Origin of the sequence: Undibacterium sp. Di27W, from assembly GCF_049340345.1 — a bacterium.
GTDB lineage: Bacteria > Pseudomonadota > Gammaproteobacteria > Burkholderiales > Burkholderiaceae_D > Undibacterium.
The window spans coordinates 35,244-55,048 of sequence record NZ_JBMPOS010000012.1; the positions used below are offsets into that span (position 1 = coordinate 35,244).

The 19,805-nt window shown below is 51.2% G+C and carries 19 protein-coding genes; 9 read left to right on the forward strand and 10 right to left on the reverse strand.

Annotation, left to right across the window (positions count from 1 at the left end):
* Nucleotide 1: 1 nt before the first annotated feature.
* A complete protein-coding gene (locus ACO0LF_RS21940) occupies nucleotides 2–529 on the reverse strand; it encodes a DUF2147 domain-containing protein (protein WP_423017903.1) in 528 nt (175 codons plus the stop codon).
* 219 nt (nucleotides 530–748) lie between these two features.
* Between ACO0LF_RS21940 and ACO0LF_RS21945 the strand changes: the two genes are divergently transcribed.
* Genes ACO0LF_RS21945 through ACO0LF_RS21955 form a run of 3 tightly spaced genes read left to right on the forward strand, consistent with a single transcriptional unit; the run spans nucleotide 749 to nucleotide 3,014 of the window.
* Nucleotides 749–1,495: a response regulator gene (locus ACO0LF_RS21945; RefSeq protein WP_423017905.1), complete on the forward strand. Its 747-nt coding sequence runs from the start codon at nucleotides 749–751 to the stop codon at nucleotides 1,493–1,495.
* Nucleotides 1,495–2,835: an ATP-binding protein gene (locus tag ACO0LF_RS21950; RefSeq protein ID WP_423017907.1), complete on the forward strand. Its 1,341-nt coding sequence runs from the start codon at nucleotides 1,495–1,497 to the stop codon at nucleotides 2,833–2,835. The genes ACO0LF_RS21945 and ACO0LF_RS21950 overlap by 1 nt, the downstream gene beginning before the upstream one ends.
* Before the next feature lie 32 nt (nucleotides 2,836–2,867).
* On the forward strand, nucleotides 2,868–3,014 hold the full coding sequence (locus ACO0LF_RS21955) for a hypothetical protein (RefSeq protein ID WP_423017909.1): 147 nt from the start codon (nucleotides 2,868–2,870) through the stop codon (nucleotides 3,012–3,014).
* A 523-nt stretch (nucleotides 3,015–3,537) separates the two neighbouring features.
* Here ACO0LF_RS21955 and ACO0LF_RS21960 read toward each other — a convergent pair.
* Nucleotides 3,538–4,359 carry a DUF2087 domain-containing protein gene (locus tag ACO0LF_RS21960; RefSeq protein ID WP_423017911.1) on the reverse strand — a complete coding sequence of 274 codons (822 nt, stop codon included), beginning with the start codon at nucleotides 4,357–4,359 and terminating at the stop codon, nucleotides 3,538–3,540.
* Nucleotides 4,360–4,707: 348 nt separating this feature from the next.
* Here ACO0LF_RS21960 and ACO0LF_RS21965 point away from each other — a divergent pair, with 348 nt between their 5' ends.
* Genes ACO0LF_RS21965 through ACO0LF_RS21975 form a run of 3 tightly spaced genes read left to right on the forward strand, consistent with a single transcriptional unit; the run spans nucleotide 4,708 to nucleotide 9,782 of the window.
* Entirely contained in the window at nucleotides 4,708–6,039 is a 1,332-nt protein-coding gene (locus ACO0LF_RS21965) for a response regulator (RefSeq protein ID WP_423017913.1), read from the forward strand.
* Between the two features lie 40 nt (nucleotides 6,040–6,079).
* The gene (locus tag ACO0LF_RS21970) at nucleotides 6,080–8,449 is read left to right on the forward strand and encodes a response regulator (protein WP_423017915.1); all 2,370 of its coding nucleotides are present in this window, start codon (nucleotides 6,080–6,082) and stop codon (nucleotides 8,447–8,449) included.
* Nucleotides 8,442–9,782, forward strand: a complete 1,341-nt coding sequence (locus ACO0LF_RS21975; protein WP_423017917.1) for a diguanylate cyclase domain-containing protein — start codon at nucleotides 8,442–8,444, stop codon at nucleotides 9,780–9,782. The genes ACO0LF_RS21970 and ACO0LF_RS21975 overlap by 8 nt, the downstream gene beginning before the upstream one ends.
* Nucleotides 9,783–9,786: 4 nt before the next feature.
* On the opposite strand, the gene ACO0LF_RS21980 is transcribed toward ACO0LF_RS21975, so the two are convergent.
* A complete protein-coding gene (locus ACO0LF_RS21980; RefSeq protein WP_423017919.1) occupies nucleotides 9,787–10,404 on the reverse strand; it encodes a LysE family translocator in 618 nt (205 codons plus the stop codon).
* A 123-nt stretch (nucleotides 10,405–10,527) separates the two neighbouring features.
* On the opposite strand from ACO0LF_RS21980, the gene ACO0LF_RS21985 reads away from it, so the two are divergent.
* The gene (locus ACO0LF_RS21985; RefSeq protein ID WP_423017921.1) at nucleotides 10,528–11,430 is read left to right on the forward strand and encodes a LysR substrate-binding domain-containing protein; all 903 of its coding nucleotides are present in this window, start codon (nucleotides 10,528–10,530) and stop codon (nucleotides 11,428–11,430) included.
* On the opposite strand, the gene ACO0LF_RS21990 is transcribed toward ACO0LF_RS21985, so the two are convergent.
* Together ACO0LF_RS21990 and ACO0LF_RS21995 are read right to left on the reverse strand one after the other, a co-directional pair.
* A complete protein-coding gene (locus tag ACO0LF_RS21990; protein ID WP_423017923.1) occupies nucleotides 11,427–12,290 on the reverse strand; it encodes a lipid A biosynthesis acyltransferase in 864 nt (287 codons plus the stop codon). The genes ACO0LF_RS21985 and ACO0LF_RS21990 overlap by 4 nt on opposite strands.
* Nucleotides 12,287–13,147, reverse strand: a complete 861-nt coding sequence (locus ACO0LF_RS21995) for a lysophospholipid acyltransferase family protein (protein ID WP_423017925.1) — start codon at nucleotides 13,145–13,147, stop codon at nucleotides 12,287–12,289. The genes ACO0LF_RS21990 and ACO0LF_RS21995 overlap by 4 nt, the downstream gene beginning before the upstream one ends.
* 218 nt (nucleotides 13,148–13,365) lie before the next feature.
* On the opposite strand from ACO0LF_RS21995, the gene metK reads away from it, so the two are divergent.
* Nucleotides 13,366–14,547, forward strand: coding sequence for a methionine adenosyltransferase (gene metK / locus ACO0LF_RS22000; protein WP_423017927.1), 1,182 nt, complete (start codon nucleotides 13,366–13,368; stop codon nucleotides 14,545–14,547).
* A 68-nt stretch (nucleotides 14,548–14,615) separates the two neighbouring features.
* Nucleotides 14,616–15,566 carry a M14 family zinc carboxypeptidase gene (locus tag ACO0LF_RS22005; RefSeq protein ID WP_423017929.1) on the forward strand — a complete coding sequence of 317 codons (951 nt, stop codon included), beginning with the start codon at nucleotides 14,616–14,618 and terminating at the stop codon, nucleotides 15,564–15,566.
* A 10-nt stretch (nucleotides 15,567–15,576) separates the two neighbouring features.
* Here the strand turns inward: ACO0LF_RS22005 and ACO0LF_RS22010 are convergent, their stop codons facing one another.
* From ACO0LF_RS22010 to ACO0LF_RS22030, 5 genes are all read right to left on the reverse strand, one after another.
* Entirely contained in the window at nucleotides 15,577–16,308 is a 732-nt protein-coding gene (locus ACO0LF_RS22010; protein WP_423017931.1) for a lysostaphin resistance A-like protein, read from the reverse strand.
* Nucleotides 16,309–16,397: 89 nt separating this feature from the next.
* Entirely contained in the window at nucleotides 16,398–18,515 is a 2,118-nt protein-coding gene (locus ACO0LF_RS22015; protein WP_423017932.1) for a peptidase domain-containing ABC transporter, read from the reverse strand.
* A gap of 82 nt (nucleotides 18,516–18,597) precedes the next feature.
* Nucleotides 18,598–19,017, reverse strand: coding sequence for a hypothetical protein (locus tag ACO0LF_RS22020; RefSeq protein WP_423017934.1), 420 nt, complete (start codon nucleotides 19,015–19,017; stop codon nucleotides 18,598–18,600).
* A gap of 162 nt (nucleotides 19,018–19,179) precedes the next feature.
* Nucleotides 19,180–19,398 carry a hypothetical protein gene (locus tag ACO0LF_RS22025; protein ID WP_423017936.1) on the reverse strand — a complete coding sequence of 73 codons (219 nt, stop codon included), beginning with the start codon at nucleotides 19,396–19,398 and terminating at the stop codon, nucleotides 19,180–19,182.
* Between the two features lie 29 nt (nucleotides 19,399–19,427).
* The gene (locus ACO0LF_RS22030) at nucleotides 19,428–19,685 is read right to left on the reverse strand and encodes a hypothetical protein (RefSeq protein WP_423017938.1); all 258 of its coding nucleotides are present in this window, start codon (nucleotides 19,683–19,685) and stop codon (nucleotides 19,428–19,430) included.
* Nucleotides 19,686–19,805: the final 120 nt, after the last annotated feature.

A 19,805-nucleotide genomic window follows, 5' to 3' on the forward strand; every position in this document is an offset into this window, starting at 1 on the left:
TTTATTTTTGTGCAGTGATGGTATTGGATACCCTGGTCCATACCTGGCTGCGGCCATTTTCTGGCGTATCCTTGTAGGCGAGAATCTCCAGCTCATTCGCACTCAACATACGCATCTGGCAGGCATAGGTCTGGCCATCGGCACGGTTAAAAATCTTGCCTGACCAGGTGTCAGCCTTGCCTGGGGTAAAGCCTTCCATGATGGTCTTGCCCAGCACAGGTATTGCGGGTACGGAAGTTGGAGTAGCGCCCATGGCCGCCATATTATTTATATTACCCGCATCGTTGACCTTGCTGACTTTACCGCACAAGGCCTGGCCACAATTGCTGATTTGCACTTCCAGGCTACCGCTCTGGGTAAGCCAGGTACCAGCGACTGCACCTGGCTTATTGGCCTGACTGTTGGCCTGGATTTCAGCTTCCACAGGTGCCAGGTAGTAATCAGACAAACCTGCCTGCTGTGCCTGTACAGACCAGGCACTCATCAATAAGGTGGCGAAAGTGGCGATAACGATCATTTGTTTTTTCATGTCAGTTCTCCTTGGGTTATAAAGGTGATGAAATCATCACGGCAATGTCATTAGACAGGCGCAAGGTATCTGGCTGATGTCAGGAAATGCCTTATTTGCATCTCTATATGTGTCAAAGGCAGCCAGATACACTGGGATACAAAAGATTTTGCCTCTGTCGCGATTTAGGCTATAAAGCCCTATGAGCGTAGTGAATAGAATGAGCACAAAGCCCGACACATGGAAAATACTGACTCCCCGGACCACATCCTCATCGTTGACGACGATGCAGAAATACGCGAACTGACTGCCCTGTACTTGCGCAAGAATGGCAACAAGGTCTGCACGGCGGCAGGCGGCAAGCAAATGCGCGCTTCGCTGGAAGCTAATACCATAGACCTCATCGTGCTTGATATCATGATGCCGGGTGAAGACGGGTTAAGCCTGTGCCGTGAATTACGCTCCAGCCCGCACAAAACCATACCTCTGCTTTTTCTGACGGCACGCGCAGAAGAAACCGACCGCATCGTGGGACTGGAAATGGGTGCTGACGATTACCTGACCAAACCTTTCGCCGCCCGGGAATTGCTGGCCAGGATCAAGGCCGTATTACGCCGCACACGTATGCTACCGCCCAAACTGCGCGAACAAAAACCACCGGCCATGCTCCATTTTGGCGACTGGCAGCTAGACACTCTGGCACGCCATCTGCTCGACAAAGACAGCGTCATGGTGACACTCAGCGGGGCTGAATACCGTTTACTACAAGTCTTTGTCGAGCATCCACAAAGAGTCTTGAATCGTGACCAGTTACTGAATCTGACCCAGGGCCGCGATGCTGACTTGTTCGAGCGCTCCATCGATTTGCTGGTCAGCCGCCTGCGCCAGCATTTGCGCGACGATGCGCGCGAACCACGCTATATCAAAACCGTGCGCAGCGAAGGCTATGTATTTTGCGCGCAGGTTACCGCACCTGAGGAAGCCTGATGCACATCATAGAAAGCCCGCACTGGCCGCACACCCTGTTTGGTCGCCTGTGCCTGATTTTACTCAGTGCCCTGCTGATGGCTTATGCACTCTCATTTGCCTCGTCGCAATGGGACAAAATGCAGGTCAGGAAAAATCATATGGTTTATTCAGTAGGCAAGGATGTCGCCAATGCGATTTCATTTCTTGACCGACTGCCGGTTAGCGAACGCCAGGCCTGGCTGGATAAGCTGGCCCGCAACAACTATGAATATACTTTGCAAGCGGCCCCCGCGAATGCGACAGACAGCATAGACCTGGACATTGCCAACGAGGCGATAGAGGCGATCAAAAACAATCTGGAACATCCGGCAAAAATCCGTATCAGCGTGCGCACGGAAAACGAAAAAAAAATCCTGCAATTGCATCTGGCCATGAGTGATGGCTCGCCTATCACCGTCCGCCTGACGGCAACGCCATACACCATACAATGGAACATGTTCTCGCTGCTCTGCGTACAGCTGGCCATCATCATGCTGGCGACCTGGCTGGCAGTCAGGACAGCAACCCGCCCGCTGGCCATGCTGGCAGAAGCAGCCGATGCCATGGTCAAGCCCGGTGCCAGGCCACAGTTCCCTGCCCGTGCGCCGCGAGAAGTATTTCGTGCTGCAACCGCCTTCCAGAACATGCAAGAACGCATAGACACTTATCTGGCAGAACGCATGCAAATCCTGGCCTCCATCACCCACGACCTGCAAACCCCCATCACCCGCCTGCGCCTGCGTACCGAACTCATGGACGACGATACGCATAGGGAAAAAATGCAGGCTGACCTGCAAGCCATGCAAAAACTGGTAGAACAGGGTCTGGCCTATGCCAAGGTACAGAATCAACTGCAAGCCGACCAGGAAGCCAGCAGCAAGATCAATCTCGATGCACTGGCAGGCAGCCTGGTACAAGACTATTGCGACACCGGCCAACATGTCAGCCTGATTGGCAATAGCAGCCAGATCATACAAACCCGCCCCCTGGCCCTGTCCCGCCTGCTCAGCAACCTCATCGACAATGCCCTGAAGTTTGGCAGTGAAGTGGAAGTTGTCCTGGGCAGTGATCAGCAGTGTGCAGTCATCACCGTACAGGACAGAGGCCCAGGTATCCCCGAAAACCAGTGGGACGCCGTCATGCAACCTTTTGTGCGGCTCGAATCGTCCCGTAACCGTGATACCGGTGGCGCTGGCCTCGGCCTGGCGATCGTGGCGCAACTGGCGCTGCAACTGCATGCGGAAGTGGGCTTTGACAATCGTGAGGGTGGGGGCTTGGCGGTGAGTGTTAGATTGCCTTTGCAGGTTGGGGTGAAGTAGGGCTAATTGGTGAGCAACTGATTGCGAAAAATATGAGTGTCGGTCGTGGTGACGTTGCTGTTGAATTTGATGTTGCTGTTGAATTTGACGTTGCTTTTGACTTTTCGCAGTTCCCATGTGTAGCCGCCGTTTGTGCAATACAGAAAATGGAAAAAGAAGGACCGCTGTTTGAGGTGTAGCAGGGGTTTCGGACAGCATGCTGTCCGCCTGCGTAACGGCATGCGCTTGCAAGCGCATGTTCCTAAGAGCAAGGCTGAAGCGAGTTTCGGGCCTTCCCATTTTTTGTACTGCACAAACGGGAACCCCGCAGGGGATGTTGGCAGGGTTTCGCAAAGCATGCTTTGCGCTGCTAACATCTAAGCCGCTTGCAAGCGGCGCAGTGGAGTGCTATGCCTGGGTCGCCTTCTTTGGCATACCTTTCTTGGCGACGCAAGAAAGGTATGTAGCTGTCGGGCTACCCCCGACCGGCGATCTTAAATGACGTGTAAAAGTATTTCAAAAACAGATATGCGAAACACTAAGAATCTGAATTAATATACCTAACAGTATGCAACGAACGCCACTGGATTCCAGCCAAAAGCACGCTGGAGCGCCAGCCCGGTGGAATGACGATAACTTTATTGCCGTCAATTTGAATTCTTTCAGCTCGGCATGCATGTCGAAACCGTGGATTCCATCTGCATCAAAATACCAAGATGCCGATCACACCCTCCAATACTCCCCCTCCGCCCTCTCCATCAAACCATTCATAATAAACTCCCGCCGCAAGGTCGCAAAATCAGAATGAAACTGCAACAAGAAGCTATTGATATCCGCTTCCACATACCGCTGCTCAAACTGTAATTGCTCCACCAGCCAGCGCAAAATCACCAGCCGCTTTTTACGCTGTTCAGGAATACTCACCAGCCGCCCGTCCTTGACGAAAGATTTCATCACCCGCTCGGCCTCAACTTCAGTCGATTGCAAATCCAGCATGAGTTGAGAGGCATCCCAGTTCGCCTTGAAACGCTCGGTACGACTAGTTTGCAAGCGCTGCTGTGCCAGGTTCAGCCAGCTTGCGCTGCCATAGCCCTGTACCAGATCACGCCCGATAGCATCCCAAATTTCAGCAGCAGCACTGACACCCAGGGCTTGCAGATAATCTGTGGTGACGACCAGGTATTGCTTGCGGTAGGGCAGTAAATAGCCAGCCTCATTCATCCGCAATTGCTCCTGGGCTTCGGCATAGCTGGCATACCAGTGATTGATAAAGACAGACACCTCAGGGCCATGCCAGAAGTCACCCATATCTTCACAAGATTTGGCTTCGCCACCGAGGACGATACGGGCGTGTTCCCAATTCTGGAAACCGGCATCGGCGGCGGCCAGGTTCATACAATGCTTGAGTTGCCAGCTCTCGGGGATTTCCCAATGACGCTGGCGGCTTAGGATCAGCGCACGTTTGCTGGCTGCGGTATTGCCTGTCTCCAGCAGTTTTTGCAATAAACGGGCGCGAGTTTTGATTTCTGTAGTAAGTGCGTTCATGCTGTTGCTCCACTAAAGCCGGGCTGCAGGGCGATGAACAATGAGGGGTAGTACGAAGATAACATGATGAACTCCAGTTCGCTTATCGACGACCCGCTGACGTCAAACGAAACATGGCAATTATCACATTAATATGGATGTGCATTTGCAGGGTGAGAGCCTCTTGTGCGGGCAGGCGCCCCTTACAGCACCTGTGCCGCGATTGTAGGCCACTATAAAAACAACGTCAACCATCTTTAACTTCATGAATATGGCTTGAAACCCAGATATTTCTCTGCTAAACCCTGATAATAAGCAAATTGTTATTGCTTACTGAGCGATCACCGTGGTGTGAAAGGAGTCCGTGTTTTGAGTCATCATTCCTCAAGCGAAGAGCATGGCCAGGCTGCAGACTACCGCATACTGATAGTCGACGACACGCCGCCAAATATAGGTTTGTTGTATGCCGCATTGCAGCAGGCGGGTTACCAGATCTATGCTGCGACTTCAGGAGCCCAGGCCTTGCTGATCGCACATGAAATACGGCCCGACCTGATCTTGCTGGATGTCATGATGCCAGGCATGGATGGTTTTGAGACTTGCAGGCGACTCAAGAATGAGGCGATCACCACACACATTCCCATCATTTTCATTACCGCAGCCAATAGCACAGAAGATATCGCAAAGGGTTTTGCAGCGGGTGCCGTAGATTATCTGAGCAAGCCACTCAGACTGGAAGAATTATTGATCCGGGTAAAAATGCATTTGCAAAAACAGCATTTCCTGATGGCACAGCAAGAGCAGACAGAAAAACTCAAACTCATCGTCGACAATATGTCCGAGGCTGTGGTCTTGCTGGATGCCAAAGGCCAGATCACTTTCAGCAATCCTGCTTGCCATACTGGCCTGGGTTATACCGGCAATGAGGTTCTTGGCAAATCCATCACGGCACTTTTTAGCGAACATCAGCCCGCCAGCTATCTGAATTTTTTTACCGAAAAAAGTGAACACCCCGCCAACAGCACACCTTATTGCGGCCCCAGCGAAGTCAGTGTCCAGCATCGCAGCGGCAAAGCCATCAATATGGATCTGACCCTGGCCTCGGTCTTTTTACAAGAACGCCATTATGTCGGCTTGCTGAGAGATCGCCAGCCCGAATTGCAGCATCTCGCCAGCTTGCGGGCGACAGATTGCGATCCGCTGACCAAGCTGGCCAATCTGCGCGGTTTTCTAGAAATACTGGAACAGAGCTGGCAATACTGTCTGTCCAATGCCATGCCGGCCTCCCTTTTACTCATACGCATTTATCAATTTGAAAATGATGATCTGCAACCAGCCCAATCTGCAGGCGATCAGTTATTGCAAAAAATTGCCCAGGGCTTGCTGGCACTAGCCAATCGTCGCAATGGTTTGGCTGCCCGTATCGCCGGGCATGACTTTGCCCTGCTCTTGCCAGGATTAAACAAGGAAGCCTGTGCATTTCTGACGCACACGCTCAGGGATGAACTTATGCTCGTGCTCAGAGAAAACACACATGCCGCAAGCACAGCTGGCGACCAGGAGGCTGGTATCAGTATTGCCTATGCCAGCCAGGTGCCGCAGCCTGAGCAGGTTGCTCAGCAGCTTTTGGCGGCCTTGTCCGCGGCCCTGCAAGCCCAGCATGGTCAGATGGGAAAGCACATCGTCGCGATTGAGATGTAATTGGCAAGCGCATAGTCCATATGACGACTGAGGAGAAAATATGCCCTTAGAGGAACAGGAAAATACGGCAGAGTATCTGGACGACTCGCCTGTCATTTCCGCAGAAGAGGAAATGCTCAGGTGCTCATCTCCCTGGCGCATACTCATCGTCGACGACGATCCCACTACCCACACCGCCACTTGCTATGCGCTGGAAAACCAGCACTTCCGTCAGCGCCGCTTTGAATTCATCAGCGCCTACAGTTCAGAACAGGCATTTGCCATCTTGCGTGATACGCCGGATATCGCCCTGGTGATACTTGATATCATCATGGAGACTTCTGACGCTGGCTTACAGTTGGTCAAAAGGATACGCCATGAATTGAATAATCATCTGGTGCGCATCGTCTTGCGCACTGGCCAGCCGGGGCTGGTGCCCGAGCATCGCATCGTCATGGATTTTGATATAGACGATTACAAAAGCAAGACTGAGCTGGGTAGTGGAAAATTATTCACCATGGTGGTCTGTGCCTTGCGCGCCTATGATAATTTGTGCGAGATGATGGCTGCACAAAAAGCCCTGGGCAACTCCCTGAAAAAAATCCAGAACCTGGAAACTGCATTGAACCAGCATGCCATTTATGTCATCCTAGACCGCAGCGGCAATATCCTTGCCGTCAACGACAAATTTTGCAGTATCTCGGCTTGCAGTAGTAGCGAATTAATGGGCAAGAAATTTGATCATCTTTGCCTGCAATCCACCACTACCAGTGCATTGAATGACATGTGGGCGGCCATGGATAAAGGTGAAATCTGGCAAGGTACGGTGGCGGGAAAATCCAGCCTGGGCAAGTCTTACTGGATGAATACCAGTGTCGTCCCCTTCATGGATCATGATAATCAGCCTCAGCAATATGTGGTGGTTGCCACCGATGTCACCGAGGCCAGGCTAGCTCAGAAAGAAGTGCTGGAGCTTAACCGTGACCTCGAACAAAGAGTCATACGTCGTACCAATGAATTGGAAATGGCCAAGCTCGCCGCAGAAAAAGCCAATGATGCCAAGTCTATCTTCCTGGCGAATATGTCGCATGAGATACGCACGCCTCTGAACGCGATTTTTGGTTATGCCCAGCTCTTGAGCAAGGATGAGCGTCTGCCTGCAGAATTGAGCAGCATCGTTACACCGATAGAGAAATCTGGTGTGCATTTACTGAATCTGATCAATGACATACTTGACCTGTCCAAGATAGAAGCAGGCCGCATGACCCTGGAATTTGGCCCCATAGACCTGGAAAACCTGGTCGCCGAAGTCAGTGATATCTTCGCCATGCGCTGTGCGCAAAAAGGCATACACTGGCATTGTGCAGCCAACTTTACACCAGCGACTTGCCTGCTGGGTGACAATGAAAAACTACGCCAGGTCTTGCTGAATTTGCTCAGCAATGCCGTCAAGTTTACAGACTGCGGCGAAGTCGTTTTGACCGTGATGGAAAGTGCCAGCGAAAAACCAGATCATACGCGACTTAGTTTCGAAGTCAGGGATACTGGCCTGGGTATCCCACTGGAACAGCAATCCCTGGTGTTTGCGCCCTTCCATCAGGCTGAGCCCAACAACAAACGCGGCGGCACCGGCCTGGGTCTGGCCATCTCCAATCGCCAGGTCGAATTGATGGGGAGCCGCTTGCAACTGGCATCCACCCCTGATCACGGTTCAAGATTTTGTTTTGAACTGGAATTACTGCGCATACAAAATGCAATACCGGCCAGCAGCCGCCCTGCGCACGGCAAACTCAGCCTGTTGCCCGGCCAGGCACTGAACGTTCTGGTAGTCGACGATATAGAAGAAAACCGCGACGTGCTGGCGCGCATGCTGCAAAGCCTGGGGGCCACGGTCAGGCAAGCCGAGAATGGCGCAGTAGCGCTGGAGAGTTTGCGGGCAGCCCCGGCCGATATTATTTTTCTGGATATCCGCATGCCCGTCATGGATGGGATAGAAGCCATGCGTCATATACGTACGGAATGGCCGCAACCGCAACCAAAATGCGTGGCCTTGACCGCTTCTGCCCTTTTGCATGAACGCGAACATTATATGCTGGAAGGTTTTGACGACTTCATAGGCAAGCCATTTTTATTCGAGACTATTTATGCCTGTCTTCACAAGCAGCTGGGCCTGCACTTTACCAGCAAGGAAGAAGCTGCATCTGCAACTCAGGCCAAACCCGCCATGAACAAGTTACCAGAGCGTTTCCGTGAGCGTTTATTGACAGCAGCCAAAACGGGCTGGATCAGCGGGCTGGAATCCACCCTGGCTGAACTGAGGCAGTGCGGTACAGAAGAAGCTGCCATGGCCAGCCATTTGACTAATTATCTGATGCAATATGATATGGACGGTCTGGAGCGTGAATTGATGACAGGGCCTGAACATGTTTAAGCTAGGCAGCAACCCCGCCACGAACCGCGAAATGGCCTTGTTGATTGTCGACGACATGCCAGACAATATTGGTGTATTGCGTGGCATGCTCTTACCACATGGACATCAATTATTCGTTGCCACTTCTGGCCAGGGCGCTTTGAATGTCGCTGCCCAGGTACCACTGGATTTGATTTTGCTGGATGTCATGATGCCGGGCATGGATGGCTTTGAAACCTGCCGCAGACTGAAAGAAAACCACCTGACCAGGGAAACTCCTATCATTTTCATCACGGCAAAAACTGATACCCAGGATATTGTCGAGGGTTTCAATCTGGGTGCCGCCGACTATATCAATAAGCCGCTACGCATGGAAGAAGCACTGGCGCGCATACAGACACAATTACAGATACGCAGTTACATCCTGGAGCAAAGAGAACAGGCAGAACGCATGCGCGCCATCGTCAATAATATGGCAGAAGGCTTACTCATCATAGAAGCGGATGGCCGCATACAGTCCAGCAATCCGGCGGCCGATTACTTGTTTGGCTATGCACCAGATCAATTACACGGGCATTCTATCTTTGCTTTGCTGGACACCGCATCCAGCCAGGAATATCGCCAGTATTTCGATCGCATTACCCACGATGGCACGGCCATGCAAACCCAGCAGCATGGTAGTCGTGAAGTACAAATCAAACATCATAGCGGTGCCATGCTCAATGTTGATTTATCCATCATGCCCATGTTTGTCAGGCAACCATTATTTGTCGGCTTGTTGCATGATATTACCCGCCATAAATTGTCTGAACATGCCCTGCGCAGGGAAGCCAGCATGGATGCGTTGACCAATGTGGCAAACCGCCGTCATTTTGATAGCTGCCTGGACAATGCCTGGCAAAGTGCGCTTGAAAATGCGCATGAAATATCCCTGATTTTGCTGGATGTCGATCACTTCAAACACTACAACGATGCCCTCGGGCACCAGGCTGGAGACCGTTGTCTGCAACAAGTTGCCCAGGTCTTGCGCACTGTCGCATTATCACAAGATGCCCTGGTAGCCCGTTACGGTGGAGAAGAATTTGTGATTTTGTTGTCCAGTACCGGCCTTGACGACGCCCATGCACTGGCATGCCAGATACAAGCCCATATCGAAGCCCGGCAATTGCCCCATCCAGCTTCAACATGTTCCGCCTGGGTTACCGTCAGCATCGGTGTCTGCAGCTTGCAGCCAAATGCAGCCATGTCCAGCGAACTCTTGTTCCTGAATGCCGACCAGGCCATGTACCGTGCTAAAGAATCAGGCCGCAACCAGGTCTGTACAGAATTGTCATCTACCGAAAAAAGTGCTTGAACGCTTAATGCAAGGCTGGCAAGCCAGCCAGCGACACACCCAGCACGATCAATACCGCACCGATAAAGCGATTCAGCACTACCTGCTGCCTGAGCATGCCCATGCGCAGGCGGCTATCTGAAAAAAACAAAGCCACCAGGCTGAACCATATCCAGTGTGCGAAGGACATGAACAAGCCATAGCCGATTTGTGTTGCCAGGCTGGTATCAATTTGCACTACCTGAGTATACGTACTGACCACAAATAAAGTGGTTTTAGGATTGAAGGCATTGGTCATGAAACCTGCACGCAAGGCTGCCAGATTATTCAATGACTGCCCAATACCCGCTTCTGCAGTGATGACAGCGCGGGCAAAAAAGGTCTGGTAACCTATGTAGATCAGGTAGATCGCGCCTATGATTTTGAGCGCAAAATACAGACTGGGTGATTTGGCAATCAACAGGCCCACACCCAGCATGGTGTACATGACATGGACTTGCACACCCAATGCAATGCCGCTGGCGGCCAGCAGGCCTGCCCGTCGTCCATACAGGTAACTGTTGCGGGTGACCATGGCAAAGTCCGCCCCTGGGCTGATCACGGCCAGGATGGTGATGATGGCGACGGCGATGAGTTCTGTCATGTTCTTCCTCAAGATAAAAATATTCATTCGTGATCTATCATCACGGATAGGTAGATTCTGAAGCCAGACAGCAATAATGAAAATCGATATATACTCAGATATATCATTGAGAAAAACTCACATATGACCAATCACCTGCCGTCCCTGAATGCCATACGCGTATTTGAAGTCGCGGCCCGCCATTTGAGCCTGGTCAAGGCAGCGGAAGAATTGCATGTGACCCATGGTGCCGTCAGCCGCCAGATCAAACAACTGGAAGAAAACCTGGGCATAGAATTGTTTGAGCGCCGTAACCGCGCCATCTTTTTAACCCGTGCCGGACTCAGCCTGCAAGGCACTTGCACTGACATCATGCGACAGCTGGAGGCCGGGCTGAGTCAGTTGAGTCAGTTCAGGCAGATAGATGAGCAACCTCTGGTAGTCTCTTGCGAACCCACCATCGCCATGCGCTGGCTGATACCACGTCTGGGCAAATTCAGGCAACGACATCCAGAACTGGACATCCATTTATTTGCTGCTGGCGGGCCTGTAGATTTGCGCCATGGGCATATAGACCTGGCATTACGGCGCAATGATTTTGTCTGGGATGCAAACTACCACGTGGCGAAAGTCGCTCAGGAATTGATCGCCCCGGTCTGCATTCCCAAGCTGCTCAAACCAGGCAAGCTAACACTGAACCAGCAATGCCTGCTGCATACGGCAACGCGGCCCAGGGCCTGGCAGCAATGGCAAAAGCTCAGCGGGCAAACTGCAACTGGCAAAAGCCGGGCGACCTATGAACATTTTTACCTGAGCCTGCAGGCAGCCAGTGCTGGCCTGGGCATCGCCATGGCATCGGCTTATATGGTGGAAGATGAAATTCGCAGCGGGCAATTGCTGGCAGCGCATGCATTCTTGGCAGATGGCAGTGACTATGTCTTGCTGTCAGCCTCGCCTTTTGATGAAGACCAGCGCCGCCTGGCGTTTTTGGCATGGTTACAACAGGAATTTGAGGCGACGGCCCAGGCCGTCACTAAGCCAATTTAATAAACGCTGGGCTCACCAGATGGGCGTGTTTTGAAACGCTTATGTGCCCAAAAATATTCAGCGGGTGCTTTCAGGATTTCCTGCTCGATAAAGGCATTCATATAACGCGTAGCCGCCACAATGTCATCACCCGGATAATTTTGCCATGGCTCGTGGAAAGTCACTTTCCAGCCTTTGTAGTCAGGCAAGATAGTAGCGATGACGGGTATCACTTTGGCACCGGTAGTCGCTGCTATCCTGGGTACTGCCGTGATCGTCGCTGCGGGCACACCAAAGAAAGGGACGAACTCGGCATCCTTGGCACCAAAGTCCATGTCAGGCAACATGAAAAAGGGCAAGCCCTCACGCATGGCGCGAATGATGGGCTTGACGCCTTCAGCACGGGAAAACAGTTTCACAGGTCGAAAGCGCGAACGCCCCTTGCGCAGCGCTGCATCAAACACCTTGCTGCGTTGCTGGGTATAAATGGAACATAGCGATGATTCCAGCATGACTGCCACACCCGCCACATCCAGACTGACGAAATGCGGGCACATCAAGATGCTAGGGCCATCTGCCATCGCCGCCATGGGTACAGCAGGGTCTATCTGTATCAAACGCTTCAGGCGCGCTTCTGAAGCCCACCAGAGTATGCCGCGCTCCAGCACGCTGCGGGCATACACCTGGAAATGCCGTTTTGCCATGGCCAGACGCTCGGCTTCGCTGAGTTGCGGCAAACATAATGATAAATTTGTCAGCGTGATATGCCTGCGCTTCTTGATCAGCATGAAGAGCAAGCTGCCCACGCCCTCACCCAGCCGGCCCAGCAGCGGCAAAGGCAGCCAGTGCAAAATCCACATCAAACCCAGTACTGCCCTCATGCCTGCCCCTGATCAAAACGGGATTCAGGTGCGTCGACGCCATCCGGTTTCTTATAGCGGTTATAACTCCAGAAGTATTGTGCGGGTGAGCGGGCGATGAGTTTTTCCATGCCGCGGTTGATGGCGCTGGCCTGGGCCACCGGGTCTGTGCCCAGTTCTTCTTCAAAAGGCGCGAAACGGATCACATAACCGCGCCCGCCGGGCAGGCGCTCAGCATAGGTCAGGATGATGGGTGCATCTGTCATGCCATGCAATTTGGCCGACAAGGTCATGGTGTAGGCACGCTTGCCAAAGAATTTGGCCCAGACGCCCTCACCTTCCTGTGGCACCTGGTCAGGCAGCAAACCTATGGCCTCGCCTTTTTTAAGGGCCTTGGCCATGATGCGCACGCCAGACAGGTTTGCCGGTGCCAGCAAGAGATTATCACGCGCTCTGGCACCTTCTATCAGCGGCTTTAAGGCCGCCTGGCGGGGTGGCCGGTACAGGACAGTCAGGCGGGTGCGTACCGCGATGCTCTGGGCGACAATTTCAAAACAACCCAGGTGCGGTGTCAAAAAGATCACGCCTTTTTTCGCATCCAGCGCGGTTTGCACCAGTTCCCAGTTTTCTATGGTTGCGGTCTTTAACACCCGCTCTGGTTTGGCGCACCAGATGAAGGGCAGCTCCAGGATATTCTTGCCAGCCTCACGCACAGCCTCGTGCAGATGGCCGGGAAAACCGGCGCGGCTGATATTCTGCTTCAGGCGGCGGCGGTAAGAACCGGACAGCAAATAAACGAACCAACCCAGCGCGGCTCCGGAAAAATGCAAGACCGACAATGGAAAAATGGAAAGGAAACGAAACAAAGTGACAAGCATGATGCTGCTCAATTATCAGTATAATAATAAGGGTATATTCGACAGACTATGCAGAACGAGCGTAAAATATCACACATTGGCTGGCTTGATTATATAAAGCTGGTCACCGCCGAGTTAACAGACAACTTGCGAGGCGGTTAATAAAACTCGCTAAAGCGTCGCAGGACTCTTCCGACTGCGGCACATTTATTACGGTCAATTTTTTATAGGAGCCTGCGATGGCTAATGATTTTCTTTTCACCTCTGAATCGGTATCCGAAGGACACCCGGACAAAGTCGCCGATCAGATTTCCGATGCAATTCTCGATGCGATCTTTGAACAGGATCCACGTTCCCGCGTTGCCGCTGAAACCCTGACCAATACCGGTCTGGTGGTACTTGCTGGTGAAATCACCACCAATGCCCACGTTGATTACATACAGGTCGCACGCGACACCATCAAACGCATCGGTTACGATAATACTGAATATGGTATTGATTATAAAGGTTGCGCAGTGCTGGTTGCCTACGACAAGCAATCCAATGATATCGCCCAGGGTGTGGATCAGGCATCTGATGACCACCTCAACACCGGTGCCGGTGACCAGGGCCTGATGTTTGGTTATGCATGCGATGAAACACCAGAACTGATGCCTGCGCCGATTTACTATGCACACCGTCTGGTAGAGCGCCAGGCACAATTGCGCAAGGATGGCCGCCTGCCTTTCCTGCGTCCTGATGCCAAGAGCCAGGTCACCATGCGTTATGTCGATGGCAAACCGCATAGTATCGATACTGTCGTGCTGTCCACCCAGCATCATCCTGACCAAAGTGAAACCCCGACCAAGATGAAGCAATCCTTCATTGACGCTGTCATTGAAGAAATCATCAAACCGGTCTTGCCTAAAGAATGGTTGCTGGACACCAAATTCCTGATCAACCCGACTGGTCGTTTCGTTATTGGCGGTCCACAAGGTGATTGTGGCCTGACAGGTCGCAAGATCATTGTCGATACCTACGGTGGTGCCTGCCCGCATGGCGGCGGCGCTTTCTCCGGTAAAGATCCTACCAAGGTTGACCGTTCTGCTGCCTATGCTGCCCGTTATGTCGCCAAGAATATCGTCGCTGCCGGCATTGCCCGTCAATGCCAGATCCAGGTAGCGTACGCGATCGGTGTAGCACGCCCTATGAACGTGACGGTCTACACTGAAGGCACAGGCGTGATCCCTGATGACCAGATCGCCGCATTGGTGAATGAACATTTTGACTTGCGTCCAAAAGGCATCATCCAGATGCTGGACTTGCTGCGCCCTATCTATTCCAAAACAGCGGCTTATGGCCACTTTGGTCGTGAAGAGCCAGAATTCACCTGGGAACGTACTGACAAGGCCGCGATTTTGCGTGCCGCTGCCGGGCTGTAATTAGTCGTCTTGATTTTTGTAATAATGCTTGTAACAAGCAATTTGTAGCACTGGGAGTAGCAGCGAGAATGCCAGCTAGTATTTTTAGAAGTAAATTCTGTGCATTTCGCTGCAAAAAACTCGGTGCTTTGTTTGCGGTGGCTGGCCTGTTGGCCATGCCATCTGCAAACAGCCTGTCTGCTTCGCCAGCATCCCCATCTGCACCACCTGTTCCAGCCAAGCCAACGGCAAAACCAAAAACCATCAGCGACTGGTGTACACCCCTGGTTGCGCGTCTGCCCAAAGTCAGCCTGGCTGATTGCAATAACAGCAAGCTCAGCCCGACTGGTGCCAATTCACTCAATGGTTTCCCGGTATTGTTCCGCGATATCAAGGCCGATGCCAAACATCCGCAAGCCATACGCGTACTGCTGCTGGGTGGCATACATGGTGATGAACAGACAGCCTCTTCCATCGTTTTCAAATGGATGGATGCCATGCAAAAAAGCCCGCTGGAATTCAATTGGCGCATCGCCCCGGTGGTCAATCCTGATGGCTTACTGGCTCCCAAGCCACGCCGCATGAATGCCCGAGGCATAGACCTGAACCGCAACTTCCCCACACCCAACTGGCAAAAAGAAGCGCCCAGTTATTGGGCACGGGTGACCCGCAGCGACCCGCGTCGCTACCCAGGCAAGGCGCCTATCTCAGAACCGGAAAGCCGCTGGGTGTATGAGACCATAGAAAAATACAAGCCCGACGTCATCATCTCTGTCCATGCCCCTTTTGGCGTACTCGACTTTGATGGCCCGACCACGCCACCTAACCGCTTTGGCCGCCTGATCTATAATCGCGTCGGCGTTTATCCTGGCTCACTGGGTAATTACAGCGGCATACACAAAGATATCCCCGTCGTCACCATAGAATTGCCAAATGCCACACAAATGCCGCCGGACGCTGAAGTACAACGCATCTGGCAAGACATGCAGACATGGATAAGGCAGAATGTGGCGGCACCGCTCAAGACCGCCCGTAACTAATTTCAGCCCCTTAGGCACTGAATTCTTTGCTACTCTGGTCTATCTGACGCAGCTTGGCGGCATAGTAATCTCTGGCGCACCAAAAAATGAGTCCCAAATGAAGTGCAATGAAAACCTGGGCATACAATATTGATGCAGGTCTGTCGTGAAACTGGAACAGTCCCTGGCCATTGTAGGCATCTGCAAAATAATCCTCGCTCACGCCCACCGCGTAATTGAAAATAAAATGGAAAATAATCGCAAATAACAAAGAGCGATATTTGATCGTCACTGCTGCCATTGCTATCGCAAACGTGAAATAGCCCACGTACAACCAAGCTGGTTTATCTGCTGAATAATGGGCGAGAGAAAACAGCGCCGCAGCTATCAACACGGCAATTTCCAGCCTCAGATATCTCCTTAAGCCTGCCAGCAAATAACCACGAAAAAAAACCTCTTCCAAAGCAGCAGCTCCAAAAGTCAGGAGCATGGATTGGTAGTGCAGATCAGATATCTCCGCATGAAAAGAGATGGCATTGTCCAAGTAAAGCACCAGGACAATTGCTGCAAACAATAGTACAGGGAAAACCAGCTCTTGCCAGCACAAACCTTTCTCAGCGTTTCTAAAAACCGGATAAGCATTGGCCTCAAGATACAGTTTTTTTTCACCAGCAACATAGTAGCTGACAAAAGAAAAACTGAGCGCTACCAAGCCGAATGCATTCATCCAATCTTGATCCAGCTTAGACAATGCTGCAATCATGCCCAGCACGAATAGCAGGGAAAAAGATAGAAATAAATTGCTGCAAAAATGACGTATCAGTATTTTCATTTTGTCTTCAGTTCAAATGCTCAGGCGAGCTTCAAACTCGTCACATCTTCTTTAACGACTGCCGCCCGCAATTCCATCACGCCCCCGTCCTGCAAGGACACTACGCGCTCTGCTGCATTGATCGTCTCGGGCCTGTGCGCCACCATGATGCGCGTCAATTGCAAGTTCCCCAGTGCCTGGTTGACCTTGTTTTCATTATTCACATCCAGATGGCTGGTGGCCTCATCCAGCGCCAGCACCTTGGGTTGCTTGTACAAGGCGCGGGCCAGCAGGACGCGCTGCTTTTGCCCGCCAGACAAGCTGCTACCCATGTCACCGACCAGGGTTTGATAACCCATGGGCATCTTGCTGATTTCTTCGTGGATGGCAGCCAGCTTCGCACATTCCTCTACCCTGGCGGGATCACAATGGCTGTCGAAGAAAGCGATATTGTCCATGATGGAACCCGCCAATAAGACATCTTCCTGCATGACCGTGCCTACCAGTTGGCGGTAAGTCTTGATGCCCAGCTGGGTGATGGGGATTTTGTCGATCAGGACTTCACCTTCAGTCGGTTTCAACAAACCCAGGATGATTTTGCACAAGGTGGTCTTGCCGCAACCGCTGGGGCCAACCAGGGCTATACTCTGCCCTGCCGGTATCGTCAAGTTGATGTCCTTGAGTACCCAGGGCTCACCCTCTGCATAACGGAACTTGATATTCTTGAGCGTGATGACAGGTTCAATACGCGAGATATCGGTTTCGATGGCGGTTTCTGCTTCTGCCTCTTCCAGCACAATGTCGGCCAGCCTTTCACTATGCAGACTCAACATGCGATAACTGATAAAGACATCAATCAAGCTGGAAATGCGGCCAGTGAAAGTGCCTGAATAACTGGAGAATGCCATCAGCATACCCACCGTCAAACTGTTTTGCATGACTTGCCCGGCGCCGATATAAAACAGCGCCAAACCCTGTATGCCAAAGATCAGGGTATTGCTGAGCTTGAAGAGGATGGAGAGTTTTTGCGTCTTGATATCGCGGTTTTGCACATCAATCTTCAGGTTTTGCCAGCGCGACAGGCGCTCGGTTTCACGGCCATACAATTTCAAGGGTGTGACCGCACGCATGGTTTCCAGGAAGTGAGAGCTCTCCTTGGAAGACAAGATCAGGCGCTCTTGTGATGCTTCACGAAAAGGTTGATAGAAGGCCCAGCGCAAACCCGCATACAAGGCCACAGCCCCCAGCACCAGCATACTGAGCTTGATGCTATACACCAGCATCATGACCAGGGCCAGCAAGGCCATCAAGCCATCCAGCGCACTCTCCACAAACATGGAAGTCAGGGTACTTTGTATCGCACCGATAGAGCCAAAGCGCGACACCACATCACCAAGATGGCGCTTTTCAAAATAAGACACCGGCAAACGCACCAGATGGGCGAATACCCGCGCCGACCATTGCAGGCTGATATCCATGCTCCAGCGCATCAAAAACCAGCTACGCGCCAGACCTATGGCATTCTGGGTGATCATCAACAGTGCAAAACCAATGACCAGTACGACCAGTAATTCCTTGTCGCCACTGACGATGACCTCATCAATGACAAACTGATTGAACAAGGGGGCGCATATCGCAAATATCTCTAGCGCCAGGGCCAGTGCCAACACCTTGACGATGGCTGAACGCAAGCCGACGATATGACCAGTCAAGTCACGCAGGGCGACCTGTTTTTTTTCATCCCTGGGTTTGAAGGAGGGGCTGGGTGCCAGCTCCAGCGCCACGCCTGTGAAATGGCTGGACGCTTCTTCTACAGGCATACGCCTTTCACCGACTGCCGGGTCCAGCAACACCAGAGTGACTTTGCCACGCCAGTCTTTGCGCACCGCCTTCAAGACCACGAAGTGATTCAAATTCCAGTGCAGGATGCAGGGCAAGGCCAGTTGATCCAGCTCATCCAATTCCAGCCGCAAGGGGCGGCTGTTCAACTGCATGGCAGAGGCATGACGCATCAGCTGCGCCATGGTTGCCCCTTTGAGGCTGATGGAAAATTGCCTGCGCAAATCTGCCAAATCAGTATGGTAGCCAAAATGGCTGGCGACCATGGCCAGGCAAGCCAGGCCGCATTCGCTGGATTCGGTTTGGAGGAGAGGTCTCATGAATCTTGGAAATAGCGTTTAGCAATAAGAATAACGAACATTGTTGGCGCTAAGATGTAAGCGAAACAGCACGCATGCATCTTCATTTATTCCCGGATACACTGCCAAATTTATGCGTCGCCAACAAATCTACGATGTAATCTTTGGTATTGTTGAACAAGAGTGCCAATATAAAGGCATCTGTAATTCCAGGCGGTGTTTTTTCCCATACCTTGGTCAGCAGTACAAATACGGCGAGTACCTGAAAGAGCATGCCAAGCTTCCATGAAGCTCTTTCCTTTATCATTGTCAATGCATCGAGTTTTTTATATTCATCTACACCAGAATAGCCATTTAAAATGAAGAGGGCACATGTTGGCAACCAAAAACTCAAGAGCGGCGCATGATTGAAAATGACGTTTACGATAAAGAAAAATAGAACAGCAATATTGCAAGTGACGAGCGTATAAAGCGCCAGGTTCTTGTTACTAGAATGATTTGATTTTATTGGGTTTATTTGCATACCTCATCCAAATTTTTTAATTGTTAGCCATCTCACACGTTGATATTCAGCGACTACAAAACCGAAAACAATCGCATTCTTATAAGGCGACTGGACAAATCAATTCTCTTTTTGAGCCTATATGAATCGTAAAAATTGCAGTTTGTGTTGAATATTACAAAGTCATTTTAATAAACCAAGTACATAAATGAGGCCATGACTCAGTCCTGTTAATTCTAAATTATGCAAACCATGAATCGCCATTACGATGCAAAGTGCAACTTTGTAGCTATTTTTTTCCCAAACTATAAACGATGCGCTATAAATTAAACCACCTAAGAAAGCGTTAACTACCCCTATCAAGCCATTTGGATAATGAAGTAATGCAAATGGACTAGTCATGATCAATAAAGTTAACCAGTCATTAAGTTTTAATCGACGTGCAATACTGAAAGAAGTGCTTGAAATAAAAGCGTTTCAACGATGGGACCAAGAATTACTACATAATAAAATACATGGTTACGTTTTTCTGGCGCAGAATTTTCGTCAATAGGTATAAGCATTAATATCATTATTAAAATGAAGAAATGCATAGTTGCAAAATAGAGACTATAACGAATCTTGCCTTTGACCTTAAAATCTTCAAAAAATGAAATTAATTTCCCCCCTGCTGACTCAAGCTTTTTCATGTGTAAGAATGACCGTTCGATAAATCTTTGCCACCTTCAATTCAGGCATGTTGCGTGATCGCCAGCACTGGCTCCAGCACTCATTTCCAAATCCCCCCTTGAGTACATTTGCGGCCAGCG

Coding starts and splice junctions, on each gene's coding strand:
- ACO0LF_RS21955 (WP_423017909.1), top strand. CDS start 2,868: ATGAGTGTCGGTCGTGGTGACGTTGCTGTTGAATTTGATGTTGCTGTT.
- ACO0LF_RS21970 (WP_423017915.1), top strand. CDS start 6,080: ATGCCCTTAGAGGAACAGGAAAATACGGCAGAGTATCTGGACGACTCG.
- ACO0LF_RS22005 (WP_423017929.1), top strand. CDS start 14,616: ATGCCAGCTAGTATTTTTAGAAGTAAATTCTGTGCATTTCGCTGCAAA.
- ACO0LF_RS21960 (WP_423017911.1), bottom strand. CDS start 4,359: ATGAACGCACTTACTACAGAAATCAAAACTCGCGCCCGTTTATTGCAA.
- ACO0LF_RS22015 (WP_423017932.1), bottom strand. CDS start 18,515: ATGAGACCTCTCCTCCAAACCGAATCCAGCGAATGCGGCCTGGCTTGC.
- ACO0LF_RS21950 (WP_423017907.1), top strand. CDS start 1,495: ATGCACATCATAGAAAGCCCGCACTGGCCGCACACCCTGTTTGGTCGC.
- ACO0LF_RS21990 (WP_423017923.1), bottom strand. CDS start 12,290: ATGAGGGCAGTACTGGGTTTGATGTGGATTTTGCACTGGCTGCCTTTG.
- ACO0LF_RS22010 (WP_423017931.1), bottom strand. CDS start 16,308: ATGATTGCAGCATTGTCTAAGCTGGATCAAGATTGGATGAATGCATTC.
- ACO0LF_RS21995 (WP_423017925.1), bottom strand. CDS start 13,147: ATGCTTGTCACTTTGTTTCGTTTCCTTTCCATTTTTCCATTGTCGGTC.
- ACO0LF_RS22020 (WP_423017934.1), bottom strand. CDS start 19,017: ATGCAAATAAACCCAATAAAATCAAATCATTCTAGTAACAAGAACCTG.
- metK (WP_423017927.1), top strand. CDS start 13,366: ATGGCTAATGATTTTCTTTTCACCTCTGAATCGGTATCCGAAGGACAC.
- ACO0LF_RS22030 (WP_423017938.1), bottom strand. CDS start 19,685: ATGAAAAAGCTTGAGTCAGCAGGGGGGAAATTAATTTCATTTTTTGAA.
- ACO0LF_RS21945 (WP_423017905.1), top strand. CDS start 749: ATGGAAAATACTGACTCCCCGGACCACATCCTCATCGTTGACGACGAT.
- ACO0LF_RS21940 (WP_423017903.1), bottom strand. CDS start 529: ATGAAAAAACAAATGATCGTTATCGCCACTTTCGCCACCTTATTGATG.
- ACO0LF_RS21985 (WP_423017921.1), top strand. CDS start 10,528: ATGACCAATCACCTGCCGTCCCTGAATGCCATACGCGTATTTGAAGTC.
- ACO0LF_RS22025 (WP_423017936.1), bottom strand. CDS start 19,398: ATGACTAGTCCATTTGCATTACTTCATTATCCAAATGGCTTGATAGGG.
- ACO0LF_RS21980 (WP_423017919.1), bottom strand. CDS start 10,404: ATGACAGAACTCATCGCCGTCGCCATCATCACCATCCTGGCCGTGATC.
- ACO0LF_RS21975 (WP_423017917.1), top strand. CDS start 8,442: ATGTTTAAGCTAGGCAGCAACCCCGCCACGAACCGCGAAATGGCCTTG.